This window comes from Robertkochia solimangrovi (assembly GCF_007279655.1).
GTDB classification, from domain to species: domain Bacteria; phylum Bacteroidota; class Bacteroidia; order Flavobacteriales; family Flavobacteriaceae; genus Robertkochia; species Robertkochia solimangrovi.
The window spans coordinates 12,980-35,430 of the sequence record NZ_QKWN01000007.1; the positions used below are offsets into that span (position 1 = coordinate 12,980).

At 42.6% G+C, this 22,451-nt stretch carries 22 protein-coding genes; 11 read left to right on the top strand and 11 right to left on the bottom strand.

Features of this window, described 5'->3' with window-relative positions; genetic code table 11:
* Nucleotides 1–11: 11 nt before the first annotated feature.
* Complete coding sequence (locus DMZ48_RS10290; RefSeq protein ID WP_143955064.1) at nt 12–170, bottom strand: YqaE/Pmp3 family membrane protein; 159 nt, start codon at nt 168–170, stop codon at nt 12–14.
* A 202-nt stretch (nt 171–372) separates the two neighbouring features.
* Between DMZ48_RS10290 and lysS the strand changes: the two genes are divergently transcribed.
* Nucleotides 373–2,070 (top strand): lysine--tRNA ligase, encoded by a 1,698-nt coding sequence (lysS, locus tag DMZ48_RS10295; RefSeq protein ID WP_143955065.1) that lies wholly within the window; start codon nt 373–375, stop codon nt 2,068–2,070.
* A 577-nt stretch (nt 2,071–2,647) separates the two neighbouring features.
* Here lysS and DMZ48_RS10300 read toward each other — a convergent pair.
* Nucleotides 2,648–3,070 (bottom strand): hypothetical protein, encoded by a 423-nt coding sequence (locus DMZ48_RS10300; RefSeq protein WP_143955066.1) that lies wholly within the window; start codon nt 3,068–3,070, stop codon nt 2,648–2,650.
* Nucleotides 3,071–3,286: 216 nt separating this feature from the next.
* Here DMZ48_RS10300 and DMZ48_RS10305 point away from each other — a divergent pair, with 216 nt between their 5' ends.
* Nucleotides 3,287–3,727: a hypothetical protein gene (locus DMZ48_RS10305; protein WP_143955067.1), complete on the top strand. Its 441-nt coding sequence runs from the start codon at nt 3,287–3,289 to the stop codon at nt 3,725–3,727.
* A gap of 68 nt (nt 3,728–3,795) precedes the next feature.
* Here DMZ48_RS10305 and hemL read toward each other — a convergent pair whose 3' ends face one another.
* Genes hemL through DMZ48_RS10325 form a run of 4 tightly spaced genes read right to left on the bottom strand, consistent with a single transcriptional unit; the run spans nt 3,796 to nt 7,138 of the window.
* Nucleotides 3,796–5,082, bottom strand: a complete 1,287-nt coding sequence (gene hemL, locus DMZ48_RS10310; RefSeq protein WP_143955068.1) for a glutamate-1-semialdehyde 2,1-aminomutase — start codon at nt 5,080–5,082, stop codon at nt 3,796–3,798.
* Nucleotides 5,083–5,091: 9 nt separating this feature from the next.
* Complete coding sequence (locus DMZ48_RS10315) at nt 5,092–5,898, bottom strand: glucosaminidase domain-containing protein (protein ID WP_143955069.1); 807 nt, start codon at nt 5,896–5,898, stop codon at nt 5,092–5,094.
* On the bottom strand, nt 5,895–6,812 hold the full coding sequence (locus DMZ48_RS10320) for a 1-aminocyclopropane-1-carboxylate deaminase/D-cysteine desulfhydrase (RefSeq protein ID WP_143955070.1): 918 nt from the start codon (nt 6,810–6,812) through the stop codon (nt 5,895–5,897). Before DMZ48_RS10320 ends, DMZ48_RS10315 begins: the two co-directional genes overlap by 4 nt.
* Nucleotides 6,809–7,138: a hypothetical protein gene (locus tag DMZ48_RS10325; RefSeq protein ID WP_143955071.1), complete on the bottom strand. Its 330-nt coding sequence runs from the start codon at nt 7,136–7,138 to the stop codon at nt 6,809–6,811. Before DMZ48_RS10325 ends, DMZ48_RS10320 begins: the two co-directional genes overlap by 4 nt.
* Before the next feature lie 139 nt (nt 7,139–7,277).
* On the opposite strand from DMZ48_RS10325, the gene DMZ48_RS18620 reads away from it, so the two are divergent.
* The 3 genes from DMZ48_RS18620 (at nt 7,278) to DMZ48_RS10335 (ending at nt 10,237) form a co-directional block, all read left to right on the top strand.
* The gene (locus tag DMZ48_RS18620; RefSeq protein ID WP_162558703.1) at nt 7,278–7,430 is read left to right on the top strand and encodes a C1orf53 family protein; all 153 of its coding nucleotides are present in this window, start codon (nt 7,278–7,280) and stop codon (nt 7,428–7,430) included.
* 184 nt (nt 7,431–7,614) lie between these two features.
* Nucleotides 7,615–9,603 carry a urocanate hydratase gene (locus DMZ48_RS10330; RefSeq protein ID WP_143955072.1) on the top strand — a complete coding sequence of 663 codons (1,989 nt, stop codon included), beginning with the start codon at nt 7,615–7,617 and terminating at the stop codon, nt 9,601–9,603.
* A gap of 67 nt (nt 9,604–9,670) precedes the next feature.
* Nucleotides 9,671–10,237: a DUF4136 domain-containing protein gene (locus tag DMZ48_RS10335; RefSeq protein ID WP_143955073.1), complete on the top strand. Its 567-nt coding sequence runs from the start codon at nt 9,671–9,673 to the stop codon at nt 10,235–10,237.
* Between the two features lie 145 nt (nt 10,238–10,382).
* On the opposite strand, the gene DMZ48_RS10340 is transcribed toward DMZ48_RS10335, so the two are convergent.
* Nucleotides 10,383–11,024, bottom strand: a complete 642-nt coding sequence (locus DMZ48_RS10340; RefSeq protein ID WP_143955074.1) for a peroxiredoxin-like family protein — start codon at nt 11,022–11,024, stop codon at nt 10,383–10,385.
* A 98-nt stretch (nt 11,025–11,122) separates the two neighbouring features.
* On the opposite strand from DMZ48_RS10340, the gene DMZ48_RS10345 reads away from it, so the two are divergent.
* Both DMZ48_RS10345 and DMZ48_RS10350 read left to right on the top strand, forming a co-directional pair.
* Nucleotides 11,123–12,883, top strand: coding sequence for an aromatic amino acid hydroxylase (locus DMZ48_RS10345; protein WP_143955075.1), 1,761 nt, complete (start codon nt 11,123–11,125; stop codon nt 12,881–12,883).
* A gap of 33 nt (nt 12,884–12,916) precedes the next feature.
* Nucleotides 12,917–14,629, top strand: coding sequence for an XAC2610-related protein (locus DMZ48_RS10350; protein WP_143955076.1), 1,713 nt, complete (start codon nt 12,917–12,919; stop codon nt 14,627–14,629).
* Here DMZ48_RS10350 and DMZ48_RS10355 read toward each other — a convergent pair.
* Nucleotides 14,619–15,239, bottom strand: a complete 621-nt coding sequence (locus DMZ48_RS10355; protein WP_143955077.1) for a DUF4230 domain-containing protein — start codon at nt 15,237–15,239, stop codon at nt 14,619–14,621. The genes DMZ48_RS10350 and DMZ48_RS10355 overlap by 11 nt on opposite strands.
* Nucleotides 15,240–15,365: 126 nt before the next feature.
* Between DMZ48_RS10355 and DMZ48_RS10360 the strand changes: the two genes are divergently transcribed.
* A complete protein-coding gene (locus DMZ48_RS10360; RefSeq protein WP_143955078.1) occupies nt 15,366–16,784 on the top strand; it encodes a sulfatase family protein in 1,419 nt (472 codons plus the stop codon).
* A gap of 4 nt (nt 16,785–16,788) precedes the next feature.
* Here DMZ48_RS10360 and DMZ48_RS10365 read toward each other — a convergent pair whose 3' ends face one another.
* From DMZ48_RS10365 to alaS, 3 genes are read right to left on the bottom strand one after another with little or no spacing between them, the layout of a single operon-like run.
* A complete protein-coding gene (locus tag DMZ48_RS10365) occupies nt 16,789–17,118 on the bottom strand; it encodes a GSCFA domain-containing protein (protein WP_143955079.1) in 330 nt (109 codons plus the stop codon).
* Nucleotides 17,078–17,746 (bottom strand): GSCFA domain-containing protein, encoded by a 669-nt coding sequence (locus DMZ48_RS10370; RefSeq protein ID WP_143955080.1) that lies wholly within the window; start codon nt 17,744–17,746, stop codon nt 17,078–17,080. Before DMZ48_RS10370 ends, DMZ48_RS10365 begins: the two co-directional genes overlap by 41 nt.
* 39 nt (nt 17,747–17,785) lie before the next feature.
* Nucleotides 17,786–20,398 (bottom strand): alanine--tRNA ligase, encoded by a 2,613-nt coding sequence (gene alaS, locus DMZ48_RS10375; protein WP_143955304.1) that lies wholly within the window; start codon nt 20,396–20,398, stop codon nt 17,786–17,788.
* Between the two features lie 116 nt (nt 20,399–20,514).
* Between alaS and DMZ48_RS10380 the strand changes: the two genes are divergently transcribed.
* The 3 genes from DMZ48_RS10380 to DMZ48_RS10390 are packed head-to-tail and all read left to right on the top strand — an operon-like array spanning nt 20,515 to nt 22,451.
* Nucleotides 20,515–21,492 (top strand): M23 family metallopeptidase, encoded by a 978-nt coding sequence (locus DMZ48_RS10380; protein WP_143955081.1) that lies wholly within the window; start codon nt 20,515–20,517, stop codon nt 21,490–21,492.
* A 1-nt stretch (nt 21,493) separates the two neighbouring features.
* Nucleotides 21,494–21,823, top strand: a complete 330-nt coding sequence (locus DMZ48_RS10385; RefSeq protein ID WP_143955082.1) for a MerR family transcriptional regulator — start codon at nt 21,494–21,496, stop codon at nt 21,821–21,823.
* A 28-nt stretch (nt 21,824–21,851) separates the two neighbouring features.
* Nucleotides 21,852–22,451, top strand: coding sequence for a LemA family protein (locus DMZ48_RS10390; protein WP_143955083.1), 600 nt, complete (start codon nt 21,852–21,854; stop codon nt 22,449–22,451).

Sequence of the window (22,451 nt, forward strand, 5' to 3'; positions counted from 1 at the left end):
TACCTATCCTGTTATCGTTTCGGATTATTGACAATGATAAGGGCGGCGATAACGCCGGGAACCCAGCCACAGAGCCATAATATGAACACAATAATTATGGAACCACACCCTTTGTCCAGTACCGCGAGAGGCGGACAGATTATTGAAAGAAAAACTCTCCAGATACTCATTTGATCGATTTGATTTTTTGATTGATGAACTACTTGTATGACGCAAATCAACACCAAATGTTACAATTTCCGAATACAAATCTGCTTGTGACGACCCAATACAACTTTTTGAATTATCCGGGATTATTCAATTAAGAATCTTATAAGATTGATTGATTGTTAAATACTCCCTATCTTTGCACGCTTTAAATAAGAAGAAACTATGCAAATTTCAGAACAGGAACTGATCCGCAGAGAAAAGCTCAGTAAGTTAAGAGCATTAGGCGTAAACCCATATCCGGCAGATTTATATCCGGTAGACCACACCTCATCAAAGGTCAAACAGGAATTCGAAGATGGCAAGAAGGTGGTTCTGGCAGGAAGATTAATGTCTCGTCGTATCCAGGGAAAAGCCTCTTTTGCGGAATTACAGGATAGTGAAGGTCGCATTCAGATATACTTTAACCGTGACGAGATCTGTCCCGGTGATGATAAGGAAAAATACAATGAGGTTTATAAAAAACTTCTCGATATCGGTGATATTATCGGGATTGAAGGAGAACTTTTCAAGACCAATGTTGGAGAAATGACTGTAATGGTTAAGGACTTTACATTGCTCAACAAATCCTTACGTCCATTACCACTGCCTAAGGTTGATAGTGAAGGTAAAGTCTTTGATGAATTCAATGACCCAGAGCAGCGCTATCGTATGCGTTATGTAGACTTGATTGTTAATCCTCATGTTAAGGACACTTTCATCAAAAGAACGAAAATCACCAGCAGTATGCGTGATTTCTTCAACCAAAGAGGATATCTTGAAGTGGAGACTCCCATCCTGCAATCAATACCCGGCGGTGCAACAGCCAGACCTTTTGTAACCCATCATAATGCACTAAATATCCCGCTATACCTAAGAATCGCTAATGAACTTTACCTAAAAAGACTGATCGTAGGCGGATTCGACGGAGTATATGAGTTTGCCAAGGACTTCAGAAATGAAGGAATGGATCGAACCCACAATCCGGAATTTACAGTTATGGAACTTTATGTAGCATATAAAGACTACAACTGGATGATGGACATGACAGAAAAGCTATTGGAAAAAGTAGCTACCGATGCTACCGGCGGTACTGAAGTGGAGGTTGGAGAAAACAAGATCAGTTTTAAAGCTCCCTTCCCAAGAGTCCCTATCCTCCAGGCCATCAAAGACCATACAGGATACGATGTGGCAGGTATGTCTGAAGAGGAGTTACGCAAGGTCTGTCATGAACTGGAAATTCCAGTTGATGAAACCATGGGTATCGGCAAACTCATCGACGAGATCTTCGGAGAAAAATGCGAGCATAATTATGTGCAACCGACCTTCATCATCGATTATCCAAAAGAGATGAGTCCGCTGACCAAAGAACACAGAACCGATAAGGCACTAACCGAACGTTTTGAACTTATGGTGAATGGTAAAGAACTTGCGAATGCTTATTCCGAGTTGAATGACCCTATCGATCAGCGCGAACGCTTTGAAGAGCAGCTCCGACTTTCAGAGAAAGGAGATGATGAAGCGATGTTCATCGATCAGGATTTCCTCAGAGCCTTGGAATATGGTATGCCTCCAACATCTGGAATCGGTATCGGAATAGACCGACTTGTTATGTTACTTACCAACAATGCTTCTATTCAGGAAGTATTGTTCTTCCCTCAAATGCGTCCTGAAAAAAAGGCTCCGACCCTCAGTGAAGACGCTGCTGCAGTATTCAACACCCTGAAATCTGCAAATCCGATCCTTTTGAACGATCTGAAAGAAGCCTCGCAATTGAGTAATAAAAAATGGGATAAAGCGATCAAAGAACTCACCAAGAACGGGGTCGCTAAAGTTGAAAAAGAAGGTGAAGATGGTGGTCTTTGGGTAAAACTTCAGGCGTAATCGCACTTCATAAACAGGTTTTAGTTATCACGTTATAAGATTCTGTTGAACAGGATTTTTATGGATTAAGAGTTAGAATTAAAAGTTAAGAGTTCTCAATTCTCAATTCCTCATTCGTCTGTGACATGTTACAAGGTCACAAGTAACAACGTAACAGGTAACATCTTTATTCAACTACACTTAAAATAAAAAAAGGAGTTTGCTATCAACAAACTCCTTTTTCAACTGAAACTGAAAACCTTAGTTCATTTTAGAATAAACCGTATAATATCGTAATTGCTAATGCTAAACTGGCTAGGGTAAATCCGGTACCAAGTACAATGGCCGGAATAGGATTAAAGTAGCTATCCTTTTTCTTCATGGTTTTTAGGTTTTGATTGGGACTTTAAAAGTAGGAAATTTATTATACCGTTTGCAAGACTTCGACTAAACGACACTTTTTCACGATAAAAAGCACAAAGAAGCGGTAAAAAAACAAATGATTTCAAACATAGTTCCACTTCATATTTGTTTTCTTACCGCTTGCTATTAACTAACAGAATTACAACATTCCCTGCTGGGAAAAGATTACCGAAACTCAATGCACGTAGGCTAGTTCCAGTAAAGATTGTTCTTCGAGATCGATATACATGATGCTGTTCAGGTCACCAACATGCGGATCGAAATTCTCTGGCAAATATTGTTCAAGATCCGTATCGAATTCAACTTCGATCTCATCGAGATCTATATATTCAATATCATTAAGGTTTCCGATATACGGATCAAAGCCTTCTGGCAAATATTGCGCTGTATCGAAACCTAGTTCTACGGGTTGTTCTTCTTCGATGTAAACCATATTATCCAAAACAACATGCATGGCATCATTATTTACTGTTGAAGTTATTTCCGGCTGATTAGTTCCGTTAAACCGGTTTGCTTCACCGGGATGGGTCTGGTCGATTGTCTGGGTAGTAACGCTCATTGAGAAAAGTAGACTACCTGCTAAAATTAAACTGTTCATTTTTTGATGATTTATATTACTGTTCGTTGTTTGATTTATAATTAAGACTGCCTAAAACTCAAAATGTTACGCCTATTATGAAATCTTTAACATCTCTTAAAGGTTCATACCTGATTTTTAACTTTTCACCCTAAACATTTGTTAACATTCAGGTCTGTTTTAAACCTTTTATTCCCTGAAATGTCAAAGCATCACAATCGTAAAACAAACAGTATCATGAAAAAAGTATTTTTAGCAACGCTGTTACTCGTATTTGTAACAGGTTTATCGGCTCAGAATCATCCACAAAAAAGAAGAGGTGATCGCGGAATGAAAAATGATTTCACTGCTGAACAAATGGCTATTCTTAAAACCAAGAAACTGACCCTTGCCCTTGACCTTACAGACAAGCAGCAGCAACAAATGCTTGACTTTGAAAAAGCAAAGATCAGTGATCGCAAAGCGATGATGGCAAATTTCAAAAACAGAGATTCAGTGAAGACACTCTCTTCTGACGAAAAATTCAAGATGATGAATGCGCGATTAGACAAGCAGATCGCAGAACAAAAACAATTAAAAGGTATACTTGACGAAGAACAATTCAAAAAGTATGTGAATATGGAAAAGAAAGTACGCACCCATGTGGTAAAACGACATATGGAGCGTCGGGGAAGATAACTATGTAAGTTACTCGTTACATTGAGAAGGCTGTCACCGGGGAAACCCAATAGTGACAGCCTTTATTTTTACTTCATCTTAGCCAACGTTGTTTTCGCTGCTTTAATGGTATTGTCGAGATCCTCATAGCTTAACGCATCATTGAGAAACCAACTTTCAAATGCACTAGGAGGAAGATAGATTCCTTCAGCGAGCATCCCATGGAAAAAATCTTTGAACTTATCGTTATTCCCTTTAGCAGCTGTAGCAAAATCAAATACTTCATTTGTGAAATGCACAGAGATCATCGAACCTTTCTGATTGATACAATATTCAAAACCTGAAGCCGCAAAGACCTTTTCGAGACCGTCTCTCAGGTATTCCGTTTTCTTTTGAAGACTATCATAGATCTCCGGCTTGTCTGCTAATTCCTGAAGCATCGTTAATCCGGCTGCCATCGCAAGCGGATTACCGCTAAGCGTTCCTGCCTGATATACGGGTCCTTCCGGAGCAAGGTGATTCATGATCTCATTACGGGCCGCAAAAGCACCTACCGGCAGTCCGCCACCGATCACCTTTCCAAAAGTGACAATATCTGCTTTTACACCCAACGTCTCCTGGGCTCCTCCTTTCGAAAGGCGGAATCCTGTCATTACCTCATCGAAGATCAGCAAGATCCCTTCTTGATCACAAACCTCACGGAGACCTTCCACAAACCCTTCTATCGGCAAAATGCAACCCATATTACCCGCTACAGGTTCCAAAATAATAGCTGCTACTTCACCTTTATTCGCTTCAATCAGTTCCTTTACCTGGGCCAGATCGTTATAGGCAGCAAGCAGGGTATCTTTGGCTGTTCCCTGAGTAACACCTGGGCTATTCGGACTACCGAAGGTAACCGCACCACTCCCCGCCTGAATCAGGAAGGAGTCGGAATGCCCATGGTAACAGCCTGCAAATTTTATGATTTTATCTTTGCCTGTGTATCCACGAGCCAGACGTACTGCACTCATACAAGCTTCAGTTCCACTGTTCACAAAACGAACTTTATCGATATTTGGCACCATCGCCACCACTTGTTCCGCAATCTCCGTTTCCAGCGCAGTTGGCATTCCAAAGGAAGTACCTTTTTCTGCTCTTTCCTTAACCGCATTAACTACGGGTTCATGGGCATGACCCAAAATCATTGGCCCCCAGGAAGCGATATAGTCGATCAGTTTATTTCCATCTTCATCATAGAGGTAAGCCCCCTTCGCATGAGTTACGAATATCGGGTCTCCACCTACCGCCTTAAAAGCTCTTACCGGAGAATTAACGCCGCCCGGAATGACCTTAGCGGCCTCTCTGAAAAGCTCACTGCTTCTTTTATACAGCATAGTATTTATTTAATTGAAATAGAGCTCTTGCCCTATCGCGATGTTATTATCTTTTAATTTATTAATCCGCTTGATCTCATCCACCGAAACATTATAGCGTTTCGAAAGCGAATACAGCGTATCGCCTTTTTGCACTATATGATAGAGTCCGTCACGACTCTCGGTCACTTCCACAAATCGATCCCCCAGAACTTCAGCGTCAAATCGGTAGAGTTTATACTTTTCGATGATACTGATCAGCTTTTGAGGATATTTAGGATCGGTTGCATATCCGGCAGCTCTAAGCCCTTTGGCCCAACCTTTATAATCGTTCTTTTTAAGTTCGAAAAGTGACGCATACCGTTTCCGACCGGTTAAGAATAAGGAGTGGTCCATATAGGATTGCTCCGGATGTTCATACTTCCTGAAACATTCATCATCCTCATCATCATCATGATAAACTTTTTCACCTTCCCATCCCTGATGGCATTTTATTCCAAAATGATTATTTGCCCTTTTTACGAGATTACCACGGCCAGCTCCACTTTCCAAAATACCCTGAGCAAGTATGATACTGGAAGGAATTCCATAATCACGCATATTCCTCATTGCGATATCATCGAAGTCCGCAATATACTGTTCAACCACATCCGTATATACGGTTGTTTTAGAGGTAGATTCGAAAGTATCGGTATTTTTATCTTGAGTATCCTGCTTTACAGTTTCCTTTTTCACCGGTGGTCTTCGGTAGGTTCGGGATTTTTTAGATTTCCTGTGTGAGCCACATCCCACCAAAGTGAGCAGTACCACGATCAGTATTAGTCGGTTCAGTTTCATTGTATAAGAGGTAATTGCTTTCGTTTCAAAATCTGGTTCATTCCGGGTATCCCTTGTAAGCCTCCGGTATGTATTGCCAGAATAGACGAACCCCGGGAAAAATAGCCCTTTTCGGCAAGGTCGAGTATTCCGTAGATCATCTTCCCGGTATAAACGGGATCCAATGGTATTGCGGTCTGTTCTTTAAAGACATTGATAAAATTCACCAGTGATGCCGATATTTTAGCATACCCTCCAAAATGATAATCTTCGATCAGCTCCCAATTCTTGCCGGAAACAAAATTACATATTTCATTTTTTAAAAAAGAACCTTTAAGTGCCGGGAAGCCTAAAACCTTTTGATGCACTGTAGAAGCATTGATCAGCCCTGATATCGTTCCACCCGTGCCCACCGCACAACAGATATAATCGAATGCGGAATCCTTTTCAACGAGGATTTCCTCACATCCTTTTACAGCCAGGGCATTGGTTCCACCTTCCGGGAGCAGATAAAAGTCTCCGAACCTTCTATATAATGATTCGAGGAACATCGGCTGAGTCTTAGTACGGTATATTTCTCTGGAAACGAAATGCAACTCCATTCCCTGCTTACGCGCAAAATTCAGGGTAGGATTCTCTCCCGCTTTGGCCTTTAGTTCTTCACCCCGGATCACGCCAATCGCTTTGACTCCTTGTTCCTTCGCTGCATAGGCGGTGGCAGCGATATGATTGGAATAAGCGCCTCCAAAGGTGAGTAACTTAGCGTAACCTTTTTCCTGTAATTCGACCAGGTTGTATTTTAATTTTCGGTATTTATTCCCGGAGACGAACGGATGAATCAGATCTTCCCGTTTAATCACAAGTCTGATGCCATAGCGCTCTAGCTTTTCCAAATGTATTTCCTGATGCTGCAAATGCAGGGATTTTAGATTCATGACCTGTAATACTTCAGAAAGGTCCAAAAATTTCGTTTTTCGAGGTATTCCAGATCATACTCATTGGCATAGGCCTCCTTTTCAAAACTGATATTGCGATATGCGAGTATACTGCTACGGTATTTCAGAAGACCAAAGATGTATTCCATAAAATAGATCAGATAAAAGGGTATAATGAGCAATTCAACTTGCTGACGTAAATGAATACGCTCGTGATTGATCAACACTTTGTCATCCCTTAATGAGGCCTCCCTGAGAATGATCAATGGCCAGATGGTGAGTCCGACATAGTGATAAGGGAAAATATATCTGAAAATCAAAATCATGTACTGTGATAGTGCCTGAGATAACAATTCTTATATATTTGCAAAAATATCGATTCCAAATTTTACGGAACGACACAAATAATGGGATTTTTCAATAAAGTATTGAAATTACCTCAAAGTTTAAATGTACTAAAAGTTCATGAAGAAAATAGTACCTCCTGAAGCGGGGGATTATTACCTGAGTCCGGAAGGATACCGTGTCTTTACTGCCCAGTACCACCTAAAACGTGGATATTGCTGTGAGAGTGGATGTCGTCATTGTCCGTACGGATTCAACAAAAAAACCAATTAAAACATTCTAATGGATATCGCAACGATGAAATACAAGAAAAGTATTGCTCTGACACATCACAGAGCCGATATCCGTTATCCCTAGACTTTTTTATTTGCCATTGAACCTGATTTCCCGGAGCTGACCTCTTTAAAATGGTCATGTTCCTGGCATGTATTTATCCAATTCGTTTAAATAAACAACAATGACTTTTAAAGAAGAAATTTTACTGGGAATTCCTAAAGAACTTCCGCAACCTAAACCTTTCGATAACACGATAAACCACGCACCAAAGCGTAAAGACATACTTACCAAAGAAGAGAAGAAACTGGCATTGAAGAATGCGCTTCGCTATTTTGAAAAAGAGCATCATGCTACACTGCTTCCGGAATTCACAAAAGAACTGGAAACCTATGGAAGGATCTACATGTATCGCTTCAGACCGGAATACCGAATGTATGCAAGACCTGTAGCGGAATATCCGGGCAATTCACATCAGGCGAGATGTATTCAACTGATGATCCAGAACAATCTGGATTACGCAGTTGCTCAGCATCCGCATGAACTCATCACCTATGGAGGAAATGGAGCGGTTTTCCAAAATTGGGCTCAGTACTTACTGGTCATGAAATATCTGGCCGAAATGACCGACGAACAAACCCTGGTCATGTACAGCGGGCATCCGCTGGGACTCTTCCCATCCCATAAGAAAGCTCCCCGGGTTGTCGTTACGAATGGTATGATGATTCCTAATTATTCCAAACCTGATGATTGGGAACGATTCAATGCACTCGGTGTAACCCAGTACGGGCAGATGACAGCAGGAAGTTATATGTACATCGGACCTCAGGGAATCGTTCATGGTACAACCATAACCGTGCTCAACGGCTTTAGAAAGATCGGAAAAGAGCCTAAAGGAAACATTTTTGTAACCTCTGGACTCGGTGGAATGAGCGGAGCCCAGCCTAAAGCCGGTAACATTGCCGGATGTATCACCGTGTGTGCTGAGGTTAATCCTAAAGCTGCGGAAACCAGACATTCTCAGGGATGGGTAGATGAAAAAACCGATGACCTGGAGCAACTTGTTTCCAGAGTAAAGGAAGCCCAAAACAATAAGGAAACGGTTTCGATCGCATATTTAGGTAATGTAGTCGATGTATGGGAAAAATTCCTGGATGCAAATATCCATATCGATTTGGGATCCGACCAGACCTCTCTCCATAACCCATGGGCCGGAGGGTATTATCCAGCAGGAATTAGTTTCGAAGACGCAAATAAGATGATGGCCGAAGATCCGGAACAATTCAAATTACATGTTCAGGAATCGTTACGCAGACAGGTCAAAGCGATCAATAGCCATTCGGAAAGAGGAACGTACTTCTTTGATTACGGAAATGCATTTCTATTGGAATCATCACGGGCAGGAGCCGATATTTTCGCCAAAGATGACCAGACAAGATTCAGATACCCTAGCTATGTACAGGATATTATGGGACCAATGTGCTTTGACTACGGTTTTGGTCCATTCCGATGGGTCTGCGCAAGTGGTAACCCGGAGGATCTCAGAAAAACTGATGAGATCGCCTGCAACATACTCGAAGAAATGAAAAAGGAGGCTCCAGCAGAGATCCAGCAGCAAATGGCGGATAACATCCAATGGATCAAGGGAGCCCAGGAGAATAAACTGGTAGTCGGATCTCAGGCAAGAATCCTGTATGCCGATGCTGAAGGAAGAATGAAAATTGCCGAAGCTTTTAATAAAGCAATTGCGAAAAATGAAATCGGTTTTGTAATTTTAGGTCGGGATCACCACGATGTAAGTGGAACAGATTCACCTTTCAGGGAAACTTCGAATATTTACGACGGCTCGAGCTTTACGGCAGATATGGCTGTTCAGAACGTGATCGGAGACAGTTTTAGAGGAGCTACCTGGGTAAGTATTCACAACGGCGGCGGAGTCGGTTGGGGTGAGGTTATGAACGGTGGATTTGGCATGGTACTTGATGGTACTATAGAAGCCGATGCTAACCTTAAATCCATGCTTTTCTGGGATGTAAATAACGGAATCGCAAGACGTAGCTGGGCCAGAAATGATGAAGCAATTTTCGCCATCAAACGCGCGATGGATATCGAACCAAGATTAAAGGTCACGCTACCAAATATGGTAGATGAAGCGTTGCTGGAGAAACTGTAGACCCGGAATAGTACGAACAGATCAAATAAGAGACTATTCCGCAATAACAACATAAAAATCAACAATTATGAAAAGTACACGGATTATTCTCTCTTTGGTGGTATTAGCCGCCCTGGTTGTTTCCTGTTCCTCCGTGAGAGTTGCAGCAGACTACGACCGTACTGCCGATTTCACCCAGTATAAGACCTTTGCCTTTTACAAACCGGGCATCGACAAGGCTGAAATCTCTGATCTTGATAAAAAACGCATACTCAGATCCATTCAAAACGAATTGGTATCTAAAGGTTATCAGAAATCGGAAAACCCCGATCTTCTGGTCAGTATCTTCACCAGTGAAAAGGAACGCATCAGCGTGTACAATAACTATGGTTGGGGATGGGGACCTTATTGGGGACCTTACTGGGGTGGAGGTTACAATAACGTATCTTCATCTACTGAGGGATCGCTTTACATCGATCTGATCGATGCAAAGAAGAAAGAACTCGTATGGCAAGGTAAGGGTACCGGTAATTTGATCACCAATGGAGACCTGACTAAAAAGGAGTCCCGAATCCATGAATTCGTACAGGAAATTCTGTCCAAATTCCCACCGGAAAACGGTGTCATGGCAACAACGGTCACTTCTACAAATTAAGGCGTTACAGCCACTTCGCGGTTGTTAAAGGAGTCAGCTTATTGCAGGTAAAATAATCAGACCTGGAGAACTTACCTGTTGTTTAAAAATCTGAGGATTATTCCTTCTTTAACAACCGCTTTTTGTAGCTCAAAATTCCGCTGAATTATTCCGGTAAATTCGCAAGAATATCTTTTACGGAAGCCCTGTTTCTGTAATCAGGATCGAATTGACGATAAACCACTACCCCATTCTTATCAATGATAAAAGTTGCCGGAACCGGTAATACAGCCTCCTCAAAAGCGCTGGTTTCTGCAATCGAAGTATTCAACCCTTTCAATATCTTTTGCTGATAATCCTCGGTCACCTTGAAGTCTACATCAAATGCTTTCATAATACTACCATCCTTATCCGAGACAATCGTAAACCCAACACCGGTTTTTTCAGCGGTCATCGCTGCATTCTCATAAGTTTGGGGTGTTACGGCCACGATTTTGGCACCTTTTGCTTCGATCTTTTCTGCATCCTTTGCGAAGTCGGCAAGATATCTGTTACAAACAGGACACCAGTATCCGCGATAGAATAATACCACAACCGGCTGCTTTTTATATAATTCCGCAAGCGAAACATCAGTTCCGTCATCCAAAGTCATCATTATTTCCGGAGCCTTATCGCCTTTTTGTAGTCCAACCGGAACATCAGCGGCTTCCATCCCGTATTTACTGTAATCCAGCGATTGGGCCTGAGAGCAGGCAACTACAAATAACAGCATTACAAGTACTACCGGACTCAAATTCGATTTCTTCATTTTTAAATTTTTATGGTTACCTGACTTCAGTCGGTGATAACAATACGAACATTACAAATATCAAGGCAGATATCTTAGAATTTAGTAACTTACCACCTATGGAAACAGCATATAAAAGCAACCCTTTACTGGATAAACTGCCAAAGCACCTGAAACAGTTCATCAAACCTCAGGATTACGACGAATATACGCCCGTAAACCAGGCCGTATGGCGTTACGTGATGCGCAAAAATGTGGATTATTTAAGTAAGGTTGCCCATGAATCCTATCTGGAAGGACTAAAAAAAACCGGTATCAGTATCGATGAAATACCCAGCATGTATGGCATGAACCGTATCCTAAAAGATATAGGATGGGCGGCAGTAGCAGTTGATGGTTTCATACCGCCAAATGCATTTATGGAATTCCAGGCCTATAATGTGCTGGTGATCGCCAGTGACATCCGGCAACTGGAAAACATCGAATACACACCCGCTCCGGATATCATACATGAAGGTGCCGGTCATGCTCCTATTATCGCCAATCCGGAGTATGCCGAATATCTCCGAAGATTCGGAGAAATAGGCTGTAAAGCTATTTCCAGTGCCAGAGATCATGAGATTTATGAAGCAGTGAGGCACCTTTCCATTATTAAGGAAGCGGAAGGCACTCCAGCCTCTGAAATAGAAGCTGCTGAAAAAAGGGTTGCTGAACTCCAGCAACAGGAAGGAGATAACAGCGAAATGGCACTGATTCGAAATCTTCACTGGTGGACGGTGGAATACGGCCTTATTGGTACTCCGGAAAATCCGAGGATATACGGTGCCGGATTGTTGTCATCGATCGGGGAAAGCACCTGGTGTATGACCGATAAGGTCAGGAAACTTCCTTATACCCTGGAAGCGGCCTATCAGGAATTCGATATCACCAAGCCACAACCCCAGCTTTTCGTTACTCCCGATTTTGCACACCTGAGTCAGGTACTCGAAGAATTCGCCAATACGATGGCACTCCGAAAGGGCGGACTGAACGGAATAGAGAAACTCATCCATTCAAAAGCACTGGGAACCGTCGAGCTCTCTACCGGAATTCAGATCTCAGGAATCTTCAATAAAGTGATCGCCCATGAGGGCCAGCCGGTCTATATACAAACACAGGGCGAAACCGCTCTCGCTTATCGCGATAAGGAATTAGTCGGTCATGGTATCGAAAAACACCGAGATGGCTTTGGCACCCCTGTGGGTAAATTGAAAGGCATCAACCTCGCGATTGAAGATATGAGTCCGAGAGACCTGAAAGCTTATAATATCTATGAAGGAGAACAGGTAGCGCTTGAATTTGAAGGCGCCATTTCGGTTTCAGGAACCATTGTGACCGGAACCAGGAACCTTCAGGGCAAGATCATCATGATATCACTCCGCAACTGTAAGGTTGCTCATGAAGATATCACGATCTTTGAATCCAAAGAAGAGATCTACAATCTTGCGGTTGGTAAATCAGTTGCCTCTGCATATAGTGGACCAGCAGATGTCAACAGCTTCGATCTGATCACGCACGTGCCTTCTGAAAAAACCATAAAATCTAAAATTTCCCCACAAAGGCGACATCTGGAAGACCTTTATCGTCAGGTTCGGGAATTCCGTTCCGGTAAAAATCGCACCATTTCACGACATAAGGTCTTCGAGGAAATAAAATTTCATCATCCGGAAGACTGGCTTTTATCTGTCGAGCTATACGAATTAGCCCGCCTGAACGGAGACAGCGATTTTGCCGGAGAAATCCTGCAGCATCTCCATGAAGTAAAGCTAGAACGCCCCAAGGTGGGCCACCTTATCGACGATGGTATCGAACTAGTTGACAATGCCCTGATCCACCACTAGAATCCCCTAACCCCAGCTTGAATAACAACATCGATGAATAACAGATATTCCGTTATCGCTATCATACTTTTCGTCTTCACTATCTTTTCCTGTAAAGACGACCAAAAAAAAACTGAAGAAGAGCTCGCCCGCAAGCGAGACAGCCTGCAAAATACTCAGATAACCAAGAAGATTCTTTCTGACCCGGAACTCGTTCAACAAACCATTCGTAACGCGAACAAAAAATTAAAGTCCGGAGATTCCATCTATTTTCAGGGAAGCATTATTCGTTCTTCTGATTCGCTGATGCTCGCGGTCAACCTTGAAGGTAAAGCAGCACTTCAAGGCAAAGTATCAACCTTTGACAAAACCCTTTTCCGGTATGATGATCATTCTCTGGGAGCACTGATCGACGGAAAGGCCTTTAGGATAGATGAAAAAAGCGGGAAAAATTATTTCGCCTATACCATCGATGAAAAAACCCATAACATCAATTCTTATGTCATCGATGCAGCGGAAAATCCGGTCTCAATTTCACCAACCGACAAAGCCGGAAATTACTTTTACGATCTTCTTACCGAAAGAAAGTTCTACGATAATATCACCGATAAGGATCGCTTCTTCAAAATCCGAAAAAGTCGGCGTATACTGAATGACAGCACACTTATCATAACAAATCCGGGAGCCAATATCTATACGGCAGACAAACCATTTTTGACAATGGATACCAATCTATCAGCGACGCCGTATTACTTCGTCACCGACAGCACCTGGTACAAAAAGCTGATCATAAAAGGAAAAGACAGTTTGTTTGGACAAATGATCCTATCGGGCAGAAAGAAATTACCCAAAGGTTTCACTTCTTATTCAAGTGAATTCAAAAACGATAGTATCTTCGTTCAACATGTACTTACAGAAAAACTTACTACAGATAACAAGCACCTTGTTGAATATACCGTTGATTCGGTCGTGAACACCTTTCTATATGACCGTCAGTTCCAATTCATCAGTAAATCATCGGTACCGCATCGATTCAAACGATCTTACCCTCAATATTACAGGGAGCTAAAAGACACCGTATTTCAAATGAAAACGGACAGTTTTGCTGTTAATGGCAGAAAAGCCTACTGGAAATTCGATGTCCAGTATTCGAGAACTTCACGCCCTTCAGATTTTGAAGTCAATGTACTGGTACGGCAGAAATTACTGATGGACGCCTCTAATGACCGGGTGATCTTCCGTGTTCCAAGGTCAGGGCAAAGTCAGTCACCGGTACCTATCAGCACGATCAGCGACAGTATCGCTAATGAGAGTTTTGCTGACCTGAATTTTGACGGTTTACAGGATCTTTCCTTCAAAAGTGGAACCGACAATAATGGCAATTCACGATTTACACCTTATTTGTATAATCCGGCAAATGGTCTTTTTACACGTAACGCGGGACTTGAAGGCACCTCCCTTTTTAAAAACCTCATCCCAATAGAAAAGGCCAGAGCGATTCTGTACAGCAGCAAAACAGGAGATCAGAGTTTCAGCGCTATCGTTCTAAATCTCAATACCACCGGAGAGATCGCTTCAAAACAGATCTTCTGGACCTCGGGCAAAGAAGAGAATATTCAGATACATTACCAACGGATGAAAGATAATATGGTATTGGTCAAAAAGGATGATCTACTACCTGAAAAGGAATGGTATATTCCGAATTTCAAAAATGATTTCTACGAATGGGTGATTCAATATATTACAGAAACCACCCCTAATTCTTAAAAACCGGCAACGATTTTAGTGTCGTATCACTCAGAACGCGATCCTGATATTCTAAAGTCCAGCCTAAGGAATTAGTAAGTACATAGATACCTGATAACTCGCTCAACAGACGATTCTCTGCATTACTGACAAGATTTGACCGTTCTATCTTTTTTCTAAGCGATGCATTGACCTTATTTTTGATCGCATTGTAATCATCGGCATCGAAAGGATTCAGGTAATCACCCTGAACATCGTAATATTCAAGATCCGGACTAATTCTGATCTCAGGGTCAGGGAGTGTGGTAATTCGCAATACTTTATTCAGACTATCGAGCTGAAAACCAAGCTGACTCAGATCATAACTAACCGCAACTTCGGCATTCACAACCACCAGCGCCTTCTTTTCTGTGGTGATTAGATTTCCAAAAAGGTTTTCCGATTCCCGATAATTGAATACTTCAGCAAAATGCCCTTCTGTAACGACCAGCTTACTTACATTCTCGATCTCATTTCTGATCAACATAGAACTTTCTGAAAGTATTCTTTTGCCATCTAACTGATCTTCACAGCTACGGATCATAAACACGACCATCAATGTAATAACTACTCCGATCAAAATCTTACGCATAGACACTGAAATTTAATTTCACCTCTCTAAAATACACAAAATGTGCCAACTGCGATCAGGATACTACATCGTCTTCCCAATTCTCAAAGAATTAAATTACCTTGTATACATCTGTAAAGAAAACTTATGTTCAAAAATGTGTTACTCGTATTACTGATCGCCACCTGTTTTAGTGGTCTGCGATCACAAAGATCAGGCAAACCCAATATCATTATCATCCTTACCGATGATCAGGGATATCAGGATCTGGGATGCTATGGCTCTCCCGACATTCTAACCCCTAATATCGACACCATGGCAGCAGAGGGTGTGCGATTAACCGATTACTATGTGGCTCAACCGGTTTGTTCAGCGTCCCGAGCCGCGATTCTCACTGGTTGCTACCCAAACCGGATAGGCATCCATAATGCACTAATGCCAAATGCTCCGATCGGGCTTAATCCGGAAGAGACCACCCTTGCTGAAATGCTGAAAAACGAGGGATATCGCACCGCTATCTTTGGAAAATGGCATCTGGGAGATGCAGCTCAATTTATGCCCAACCAACAGGGATTCGATGAATATTTCGGAATTCCTTACTCCAACGACATGTGGCCAAACCATCCACAACAAGGAACTGTATTTAATTTCGGGCCACTTCCATTGTATAGAAATGAAAAAATAATCGACACCCTGGAAGACCAAAGTGAGCTCACCCGTCAGATCACCGAAATGGCTACCGATTTTATCAGGAGAAACAAAGAGGACCCCTTTTTTCTTTATGTTCCACATCCCCAACCTCATGTGCCCTTATTTGCATCAAAAGCCTTCAGAGGTAAATCTAAACGCGGTCTCTATGGTGATGTGATGATGGAGATCGATTGGTCTGTAGGTGAAATTATAAAAGCATTAAACGAGCATGGCCTAAGCGATAATACCCTGGTGATCTATACTTCCGATAACGGACCCTGGCTTGCCTATGGAGATCATGCCGGAAGCGCGTTTCCTTTTCGGGAAGGCAAAGGAACCACCTGGGAAGGGGGGCAACGGGTACCCTTTATCGCGAAGTTCCCGGGATATCTACCGCAGGGTAAAACAATAACAACCCCGGTAATGGGTATCGATATTCTGCCAACGATCGCATCGATCACCGGTGCTTCGTTACCGGAAAAGAAAATTGACGGTCATGATATTACGCCTATACTGAAAGGAATTAGCCACACCCCTTCTCATGAAGCATACTTTAATTATTACCGTACAAATGAGCTTCAAAGCGTTCGGTATGGGAAATGGAAACTTGTATTTCCTCATGCCTTTAATTCGATGAAGGGACAATCACCCGGAAAGGATGGGAATCCCGGTAAATACAAAGTAATACATGTACAAAAGGTTGAACTTTATGACCTGGAAACTGATAAGGAAGAGACGATAGACGTAGCGGCTAACTATCCGGAAATCGTAACCAAAATCAAAGAGATTGCAGCTGCACAACGCGCTTTATTAGGTGATAGCCTCATGGGTGTAAAAGGAATTGAAAATCGGGATCCCGGAAAAACTACCCAATAAGCGTTCAGTCTTCGGAAACATAAGAAAAATCCATAAACGGATATTTCAGGGTCAGTGCTGAAATCTTTTGCGCCAATCGTTCTCTGAATAATATTGCCGATTCAGAATCCGGATCGAAATGACGATGCGCAAGTCCCTTTCGGATCGCATCCACCTCCTTCATAACGGAAAGAGAATCGTTGGAAATCCATGTATCTCTGAATCGTTCCCAGATATACTGAACAGCGATCGTGTTCGGATGCACCATATCTTCCGCATAGAAACGATAATCCCGTAATTCATCCATCATGATCTCATAGGAAGGAAAATAATTCCACTGTTTTTTTCTGGCCAACGAAATAATGCAGTGCGGTGATCAGGTGTGATTTGCTTTGCTGATTCTCGACAAACCCATCCTTGAGATGACGCACTGGAGATATCGTAGCGATTACCCTCATCGAAGGATTTAACCTTCTGATAACCGCTTCAATTCTTTCCAGTGCATAGATGATCTTTTTAGTGCTCAAAAGCTCTTTCTCAAAAGCCGTCTGTGCGATCTTGTGACAGTTAGCCACATAATTTCCGGATTCCAGATACGTATACACCCAGGCTGTCCCCAAGGTCAGTATCAATGTATCAGCATTAACCAGCCATTCTTTGAAGCTTTTCATCGCCATTTCCACCTTTATCTCGAGAGATTCCTGTGAAGCAGCACTTAGTCTGGAATGAGCCTGAAGGCAATGCCATCTGCCTTGTTCGGGCACATAATCAAAGGAATTCCGATCAATAAGCGATTCAAAGAGCACCGCCAGCGACTCTGGATTGAAGATGATTCCGAAGGGATTGACCTCGGTCTGAAAATTATGGTACTGGAGTAACGTTCCGATATTCTCTACAAAACAGGATCCCATTAATAAGACCCTGTTCTTATAGGTGATCGGAAGTTCAGCTTCCTTGATTTTTATAATGGTCTGAAGTTTCATCTAAACATTCGAATAGACCTGAGATCCCATGAGCAATGCTTATTGAACAAGCTCTTTCGCTTTTTCAATAGCAGCAGGAATCCCTGCCGGATTCTTTCCGCCAGCCGTAGCAAAGAATGGTTGTCCTCCACCACCTCCCTGGATCAGTTTCCCAAGTTCACGAACAACCTGTCCCGCATTTAGTGCTTTCTGCTGAGCGAGATCTTTGGAAATATAACAGGTCAGCATCGCTTTCCCATCCTGTTCCGTTGCGAATAAAAGGAACAAATCATCAAGTTCATTCCCCATCTCAAAGGCGAGATCTTTGATGGCCCCCTGGTCAAGATCGATCGCACGTGCCAGGAAATTAACTCCATTGATATGCTCGACAGCAGCTTTAAGATCAGATTTCAGGTTTTTGGCTTTGTCCTTAAGCAACGATTCTATTTGCTTCTTCAACGCAGCATTCTCTTCCTGAAGCCCCTGAACTGACTTAGCCGGATCCTTTGGGTTCTTCAATAATGCCTTCACTTCATTCAAAGCCTCGGTCTGTTGCGTGAAGTACCCTACAGCCGCATCGCCGGTGATCGCTTCTATTCTGCGTATTCCTGCAGCCACTGCGCTTTCGGAAGTGATGATAAAATGCCAGATAGCCCCGGTATTGGATACATGCGTACCTCCACAAAGCTCCATACTTTCTCCAAAACGGATGGTTCTTACCGCATCGCCGTATTTTTCACCGAACAATGCAATTGCCCCCTCTTCGATCGCCTGCTGATAAGGTATTGCACGGTTTTCCTGTAAGGGTAATTGCTCACGGATACGCGCATTTACGAAATCTTCAACCTGACTGATCTCCTCGTCAGACAAGCGGCTGAAATGTGAAAAGTCAAAGCGCAGGTTCTTACTATGCACCATACTTCCTTTTTGCTCCACATGTTCTCCAAGCACACTGCGCAATGCCTGATGAAGGAGGTGTGTTGCAGTATGATTCGATGCGGTACGAAGACGTTGACTGGCATCAACTACCGCTTTATAAGAAGCCTCCACTTCCTGCGGTAGTGTTTTGGCAAAGTGAATTATCTGGTTATTTTCTCTTTTGGTATCCAGTATGTAGGTAACATCTCCATTGTCTGCCTCAAGATATCCCTTATCACCTACTTGTCCTCCACCTTCCGGGTAGAAAGGAGTCAGATTGAACACCAATTGGTACATCTCCCCGTCTTTCTTGGTTTCAACTTTTCGATATTTAGTGATCTTAACACGAGCTTCAAGGGTATCATACCCGACGAATTCTTCTGTCATATCGGCATAGACTTCCACCCAGTCTCCGGTTTCGATCTTGGTCGCAGCTCTGGAACGTTCTTTTTGTTTCTGAAGTTCTTTTTCGAACCCTTTTATATCAAGGTCAAACCCTCTTTCACTTAGAATCAGTGCAGTCAGGTCGATCGGGAACCCATAAGTATCATAGAGTTCAAAAGCACTGCTTCCGCTTACGGTTTTACCTGTGGTATTTCCGATGATATTCTCTAAAAGCACCAATCCCTGCTCAAGGGTTTTCAGAAAGCTGTGTTCTTCTTCCTTCACCACATTGACCACGAGATTCTTCTGTGTTCCGATTTCCGGAAAATTCGCCTTCAGCTGTTCGCTTAGCGTATCAACCAGTTTATAAATAAAAGGCTCGTTCTGATTTAAGAAAGTAAATCCGTAGCGAATCGCTCTTCTGAGAATTCTTCGGATCACATAACCGGCTCCGGTATTCGAAGGCAATTGTCCGTCTGCAATTGCGAAGGCAACGGCACGAATGTGATCTGCTATAACCCGGATCGCAATGTCGCTTTCCTCTTTGATCCCGTATTTTGAATTGGTGATCGTTTCGATCTCCCGGATCAATGGTGTAAAGACGTCGGTATCATAGTTGCTCTTTACATTTTGTAACACCATACAAAGTCGTTCAAAGCCCATTCCGGTATCTACGTGTTGCTGCGGAAGTTTTTCAAGAGAACCGTCAGCCTTACGGTTGAATTCCATAAATACCAGATTCCATATCTCGACCACCAGGGGATGATCCATATTCACCAGTGCAGCACCAGGTACAACAGCTTTCTCTTCTTCAGACCGAAGATCGACATGGATCTCAGAGCAAGGTCCGCATGGCCCCTGATCTCCCATCTCCCAGAAATTATCTTTCTTATTTCCCATTAAAATACGGGATTCAGGAACGATTCCTTTCCAAAGATCGTAAGCTTCCTGATCGAGCTCCAGTCCGTCAGACTCGGCACCTTCAAATACAGTTACGTAAAGTATATCCTTATCGATCTTATAAACTTCCGTCAAAAGTTCCCATGCCCAGGAGATCGCTTCTTTTTTAAAGTAATCCCCGAAACTCCAGTTCCCCAGCATTTCAAACATGGTATGGTGATATGTATCCTTACCCACCTCTTCGAGATCGTTATGTTTTCCGCTAACCCTCAAACACTTCTGAGTATCACAAACCCTGGTATTTGCTGCCGTTTTATTCCCCAGAAAATACTCCTTGAACTGGTTCATTCCCGCATTGGTAAACATAAGTGTGGGGTCGTCTTTTATCACCATCGGGGCAGAGGGTACGATGGTATGTCCCTTGCCTTCAAAAAACTTCAAAAACTGCTCCCTGATCTCTTTTGACTTCATCATAAAATCTTAACTTTTTCAAAAAATTGCCACGTCTGTAAAACAATTTTTATATTTGTTTGTTAGCCTATATTCCTATAGGCGCTACCAATGGCAAAAATAGAACATTTAAACTAATGGCGAAGGTAAAATATTATTACGATTCCGATACGCTTTCCTACCGTAGGATCGAACCCAAGAAAGGCAAAAAGATCTTTAATATCGCCCTTTTTCTGTTAGCAGCATTCCTATTCGGAACCCTGGGACTTATACTCTTACTGAATACTAGTTTATTAAACACTCCTAAAGAACTTTCACAAGCGAGAGAGCTGCGAAATAACGAATTGCAGATCGATCTTTTCAAGAAACAGATTTTACAGATGGAAGGAGTGCTTGCCAATATCGAGGATCGTGACAACAATATTTACAGACTCTATTTCGAAGCAGACCCGATACCTTACGAACAGCGAAATGCAGGATTCGGAGGGATCAACCGATATAAGAACCTGGAAGGCTTCAATAATTCAGATATCATCATCGATGTGACCAAACGTTTGGAAAAACTTGAAAAGCGTATGGTTATTCAGTCCAAATCTTTGGATGAGATCGCAGAACTCGCTAAAGAAAAAGAAAAATTACTGGCTTCCATCCCTGCTATTCAGCCCGTGAGCAATCAGGACCTGACTCGAATGGCTTCCGGTTACGGCTGGCGTTCGGATCCTTTTACCAAGGTTCGTAAAATGCACTATGGAATGGATTTTACGTCACCAAGAGGAACCCCTGTTTATGCGACCGGAGACGGAACCGTACTCAGAGCAGATAACAGAGCTTCCGGTTTCGGGGAACACATCAGAATCGATCATGGATTTGGATATATCACCATCTACGCACACCTCAGCAAGTATAAGGTACGCAAGGGACAAAAGGTTAAACGCGGCGACATCATAGGATATGTCGGTAGTACCGGAAGGTCTCAGGGGCCTCACCTTCACTATGAGGTGTGGAAAGACAAAGACAGGATCAACCCGCTTAATTTCTACTACGGAAGTTTGTCAGCAGAAGAATTTTCAGCATTGTTGAAAGCAGCTAATCAGGAAAATCAATCACTTGATTAATATGCAAGTAAACCTGCCTGATAAACGCTATTACAGCATCGGTGAAGTGGCAAAGGCATTTAATGTCAACACCTCACTAATTCGCTTTTGGGACAAGGAGTTCGAAGAGATCCAACCCAAAAAGAACGCGAAAGGAGATCGTCGTTTCAGTCAGGAAGATGTAAAGAACCTTGAATTCATCTACCACCTTGTAAAAGAACGGGGTTTTACGCTTGAGGGTGCTAAAACACATTTACGGGAAGCACGCCATAAATCCCTTTCCAATTACGAGATTATTCGTAAATTGGAGCATATAAAAGCAGAGCTTTTAAAAATCAAGGAACAACTTTAGAATATCAATCAACTTAAAATCAATCGCAATGAAAAAGTGGCTAATTCCGGTGATCATCATCGTAATAATTGTATTTGCCCTGTATCGTTGGGCCGTAGGTATCAATAATACTGCCGTTAACCTTCAGGAAGATGCAAAGACATCATGGTCTAATGTAGAGAGCGCCTACCAAAGAAGAAATGATCTGATCGGCAACCTGGTGAAAACCGTTCAGGGAGCAGCAGATTTTGAAAGAGGAACATTAACCGACGTGATCGAAGCGCGCGCAAAGGCTACTCAGGTAACGGTTGACCCAACGAACATCACTCCGGAACAGTTAGCACAGTTCCAGCAGGCTCAAGGAGAAGTATCTTCTGCCCTGTCGAGATTACTGGTTTCCGTTGAACGTTATCCGGAACTCAAGGCCAACCAAAATTTTCTGGAGTTGCAATCACAACTGGAGGGAACGGAAAACAGGATCAATGTTGCCAGAGACCGGTATAATGAAAGTGTCAATGTTTACAATAAGCATATCAAAATATTCCCGAACAGTCTATTGGCCGGCATCTTCGGTTTTGATGAAATGACTCGCTATGAAGCAGATCCGGGATCCGAGAAAGCTCCGGATGTGAACTTTGATTTTAAATAA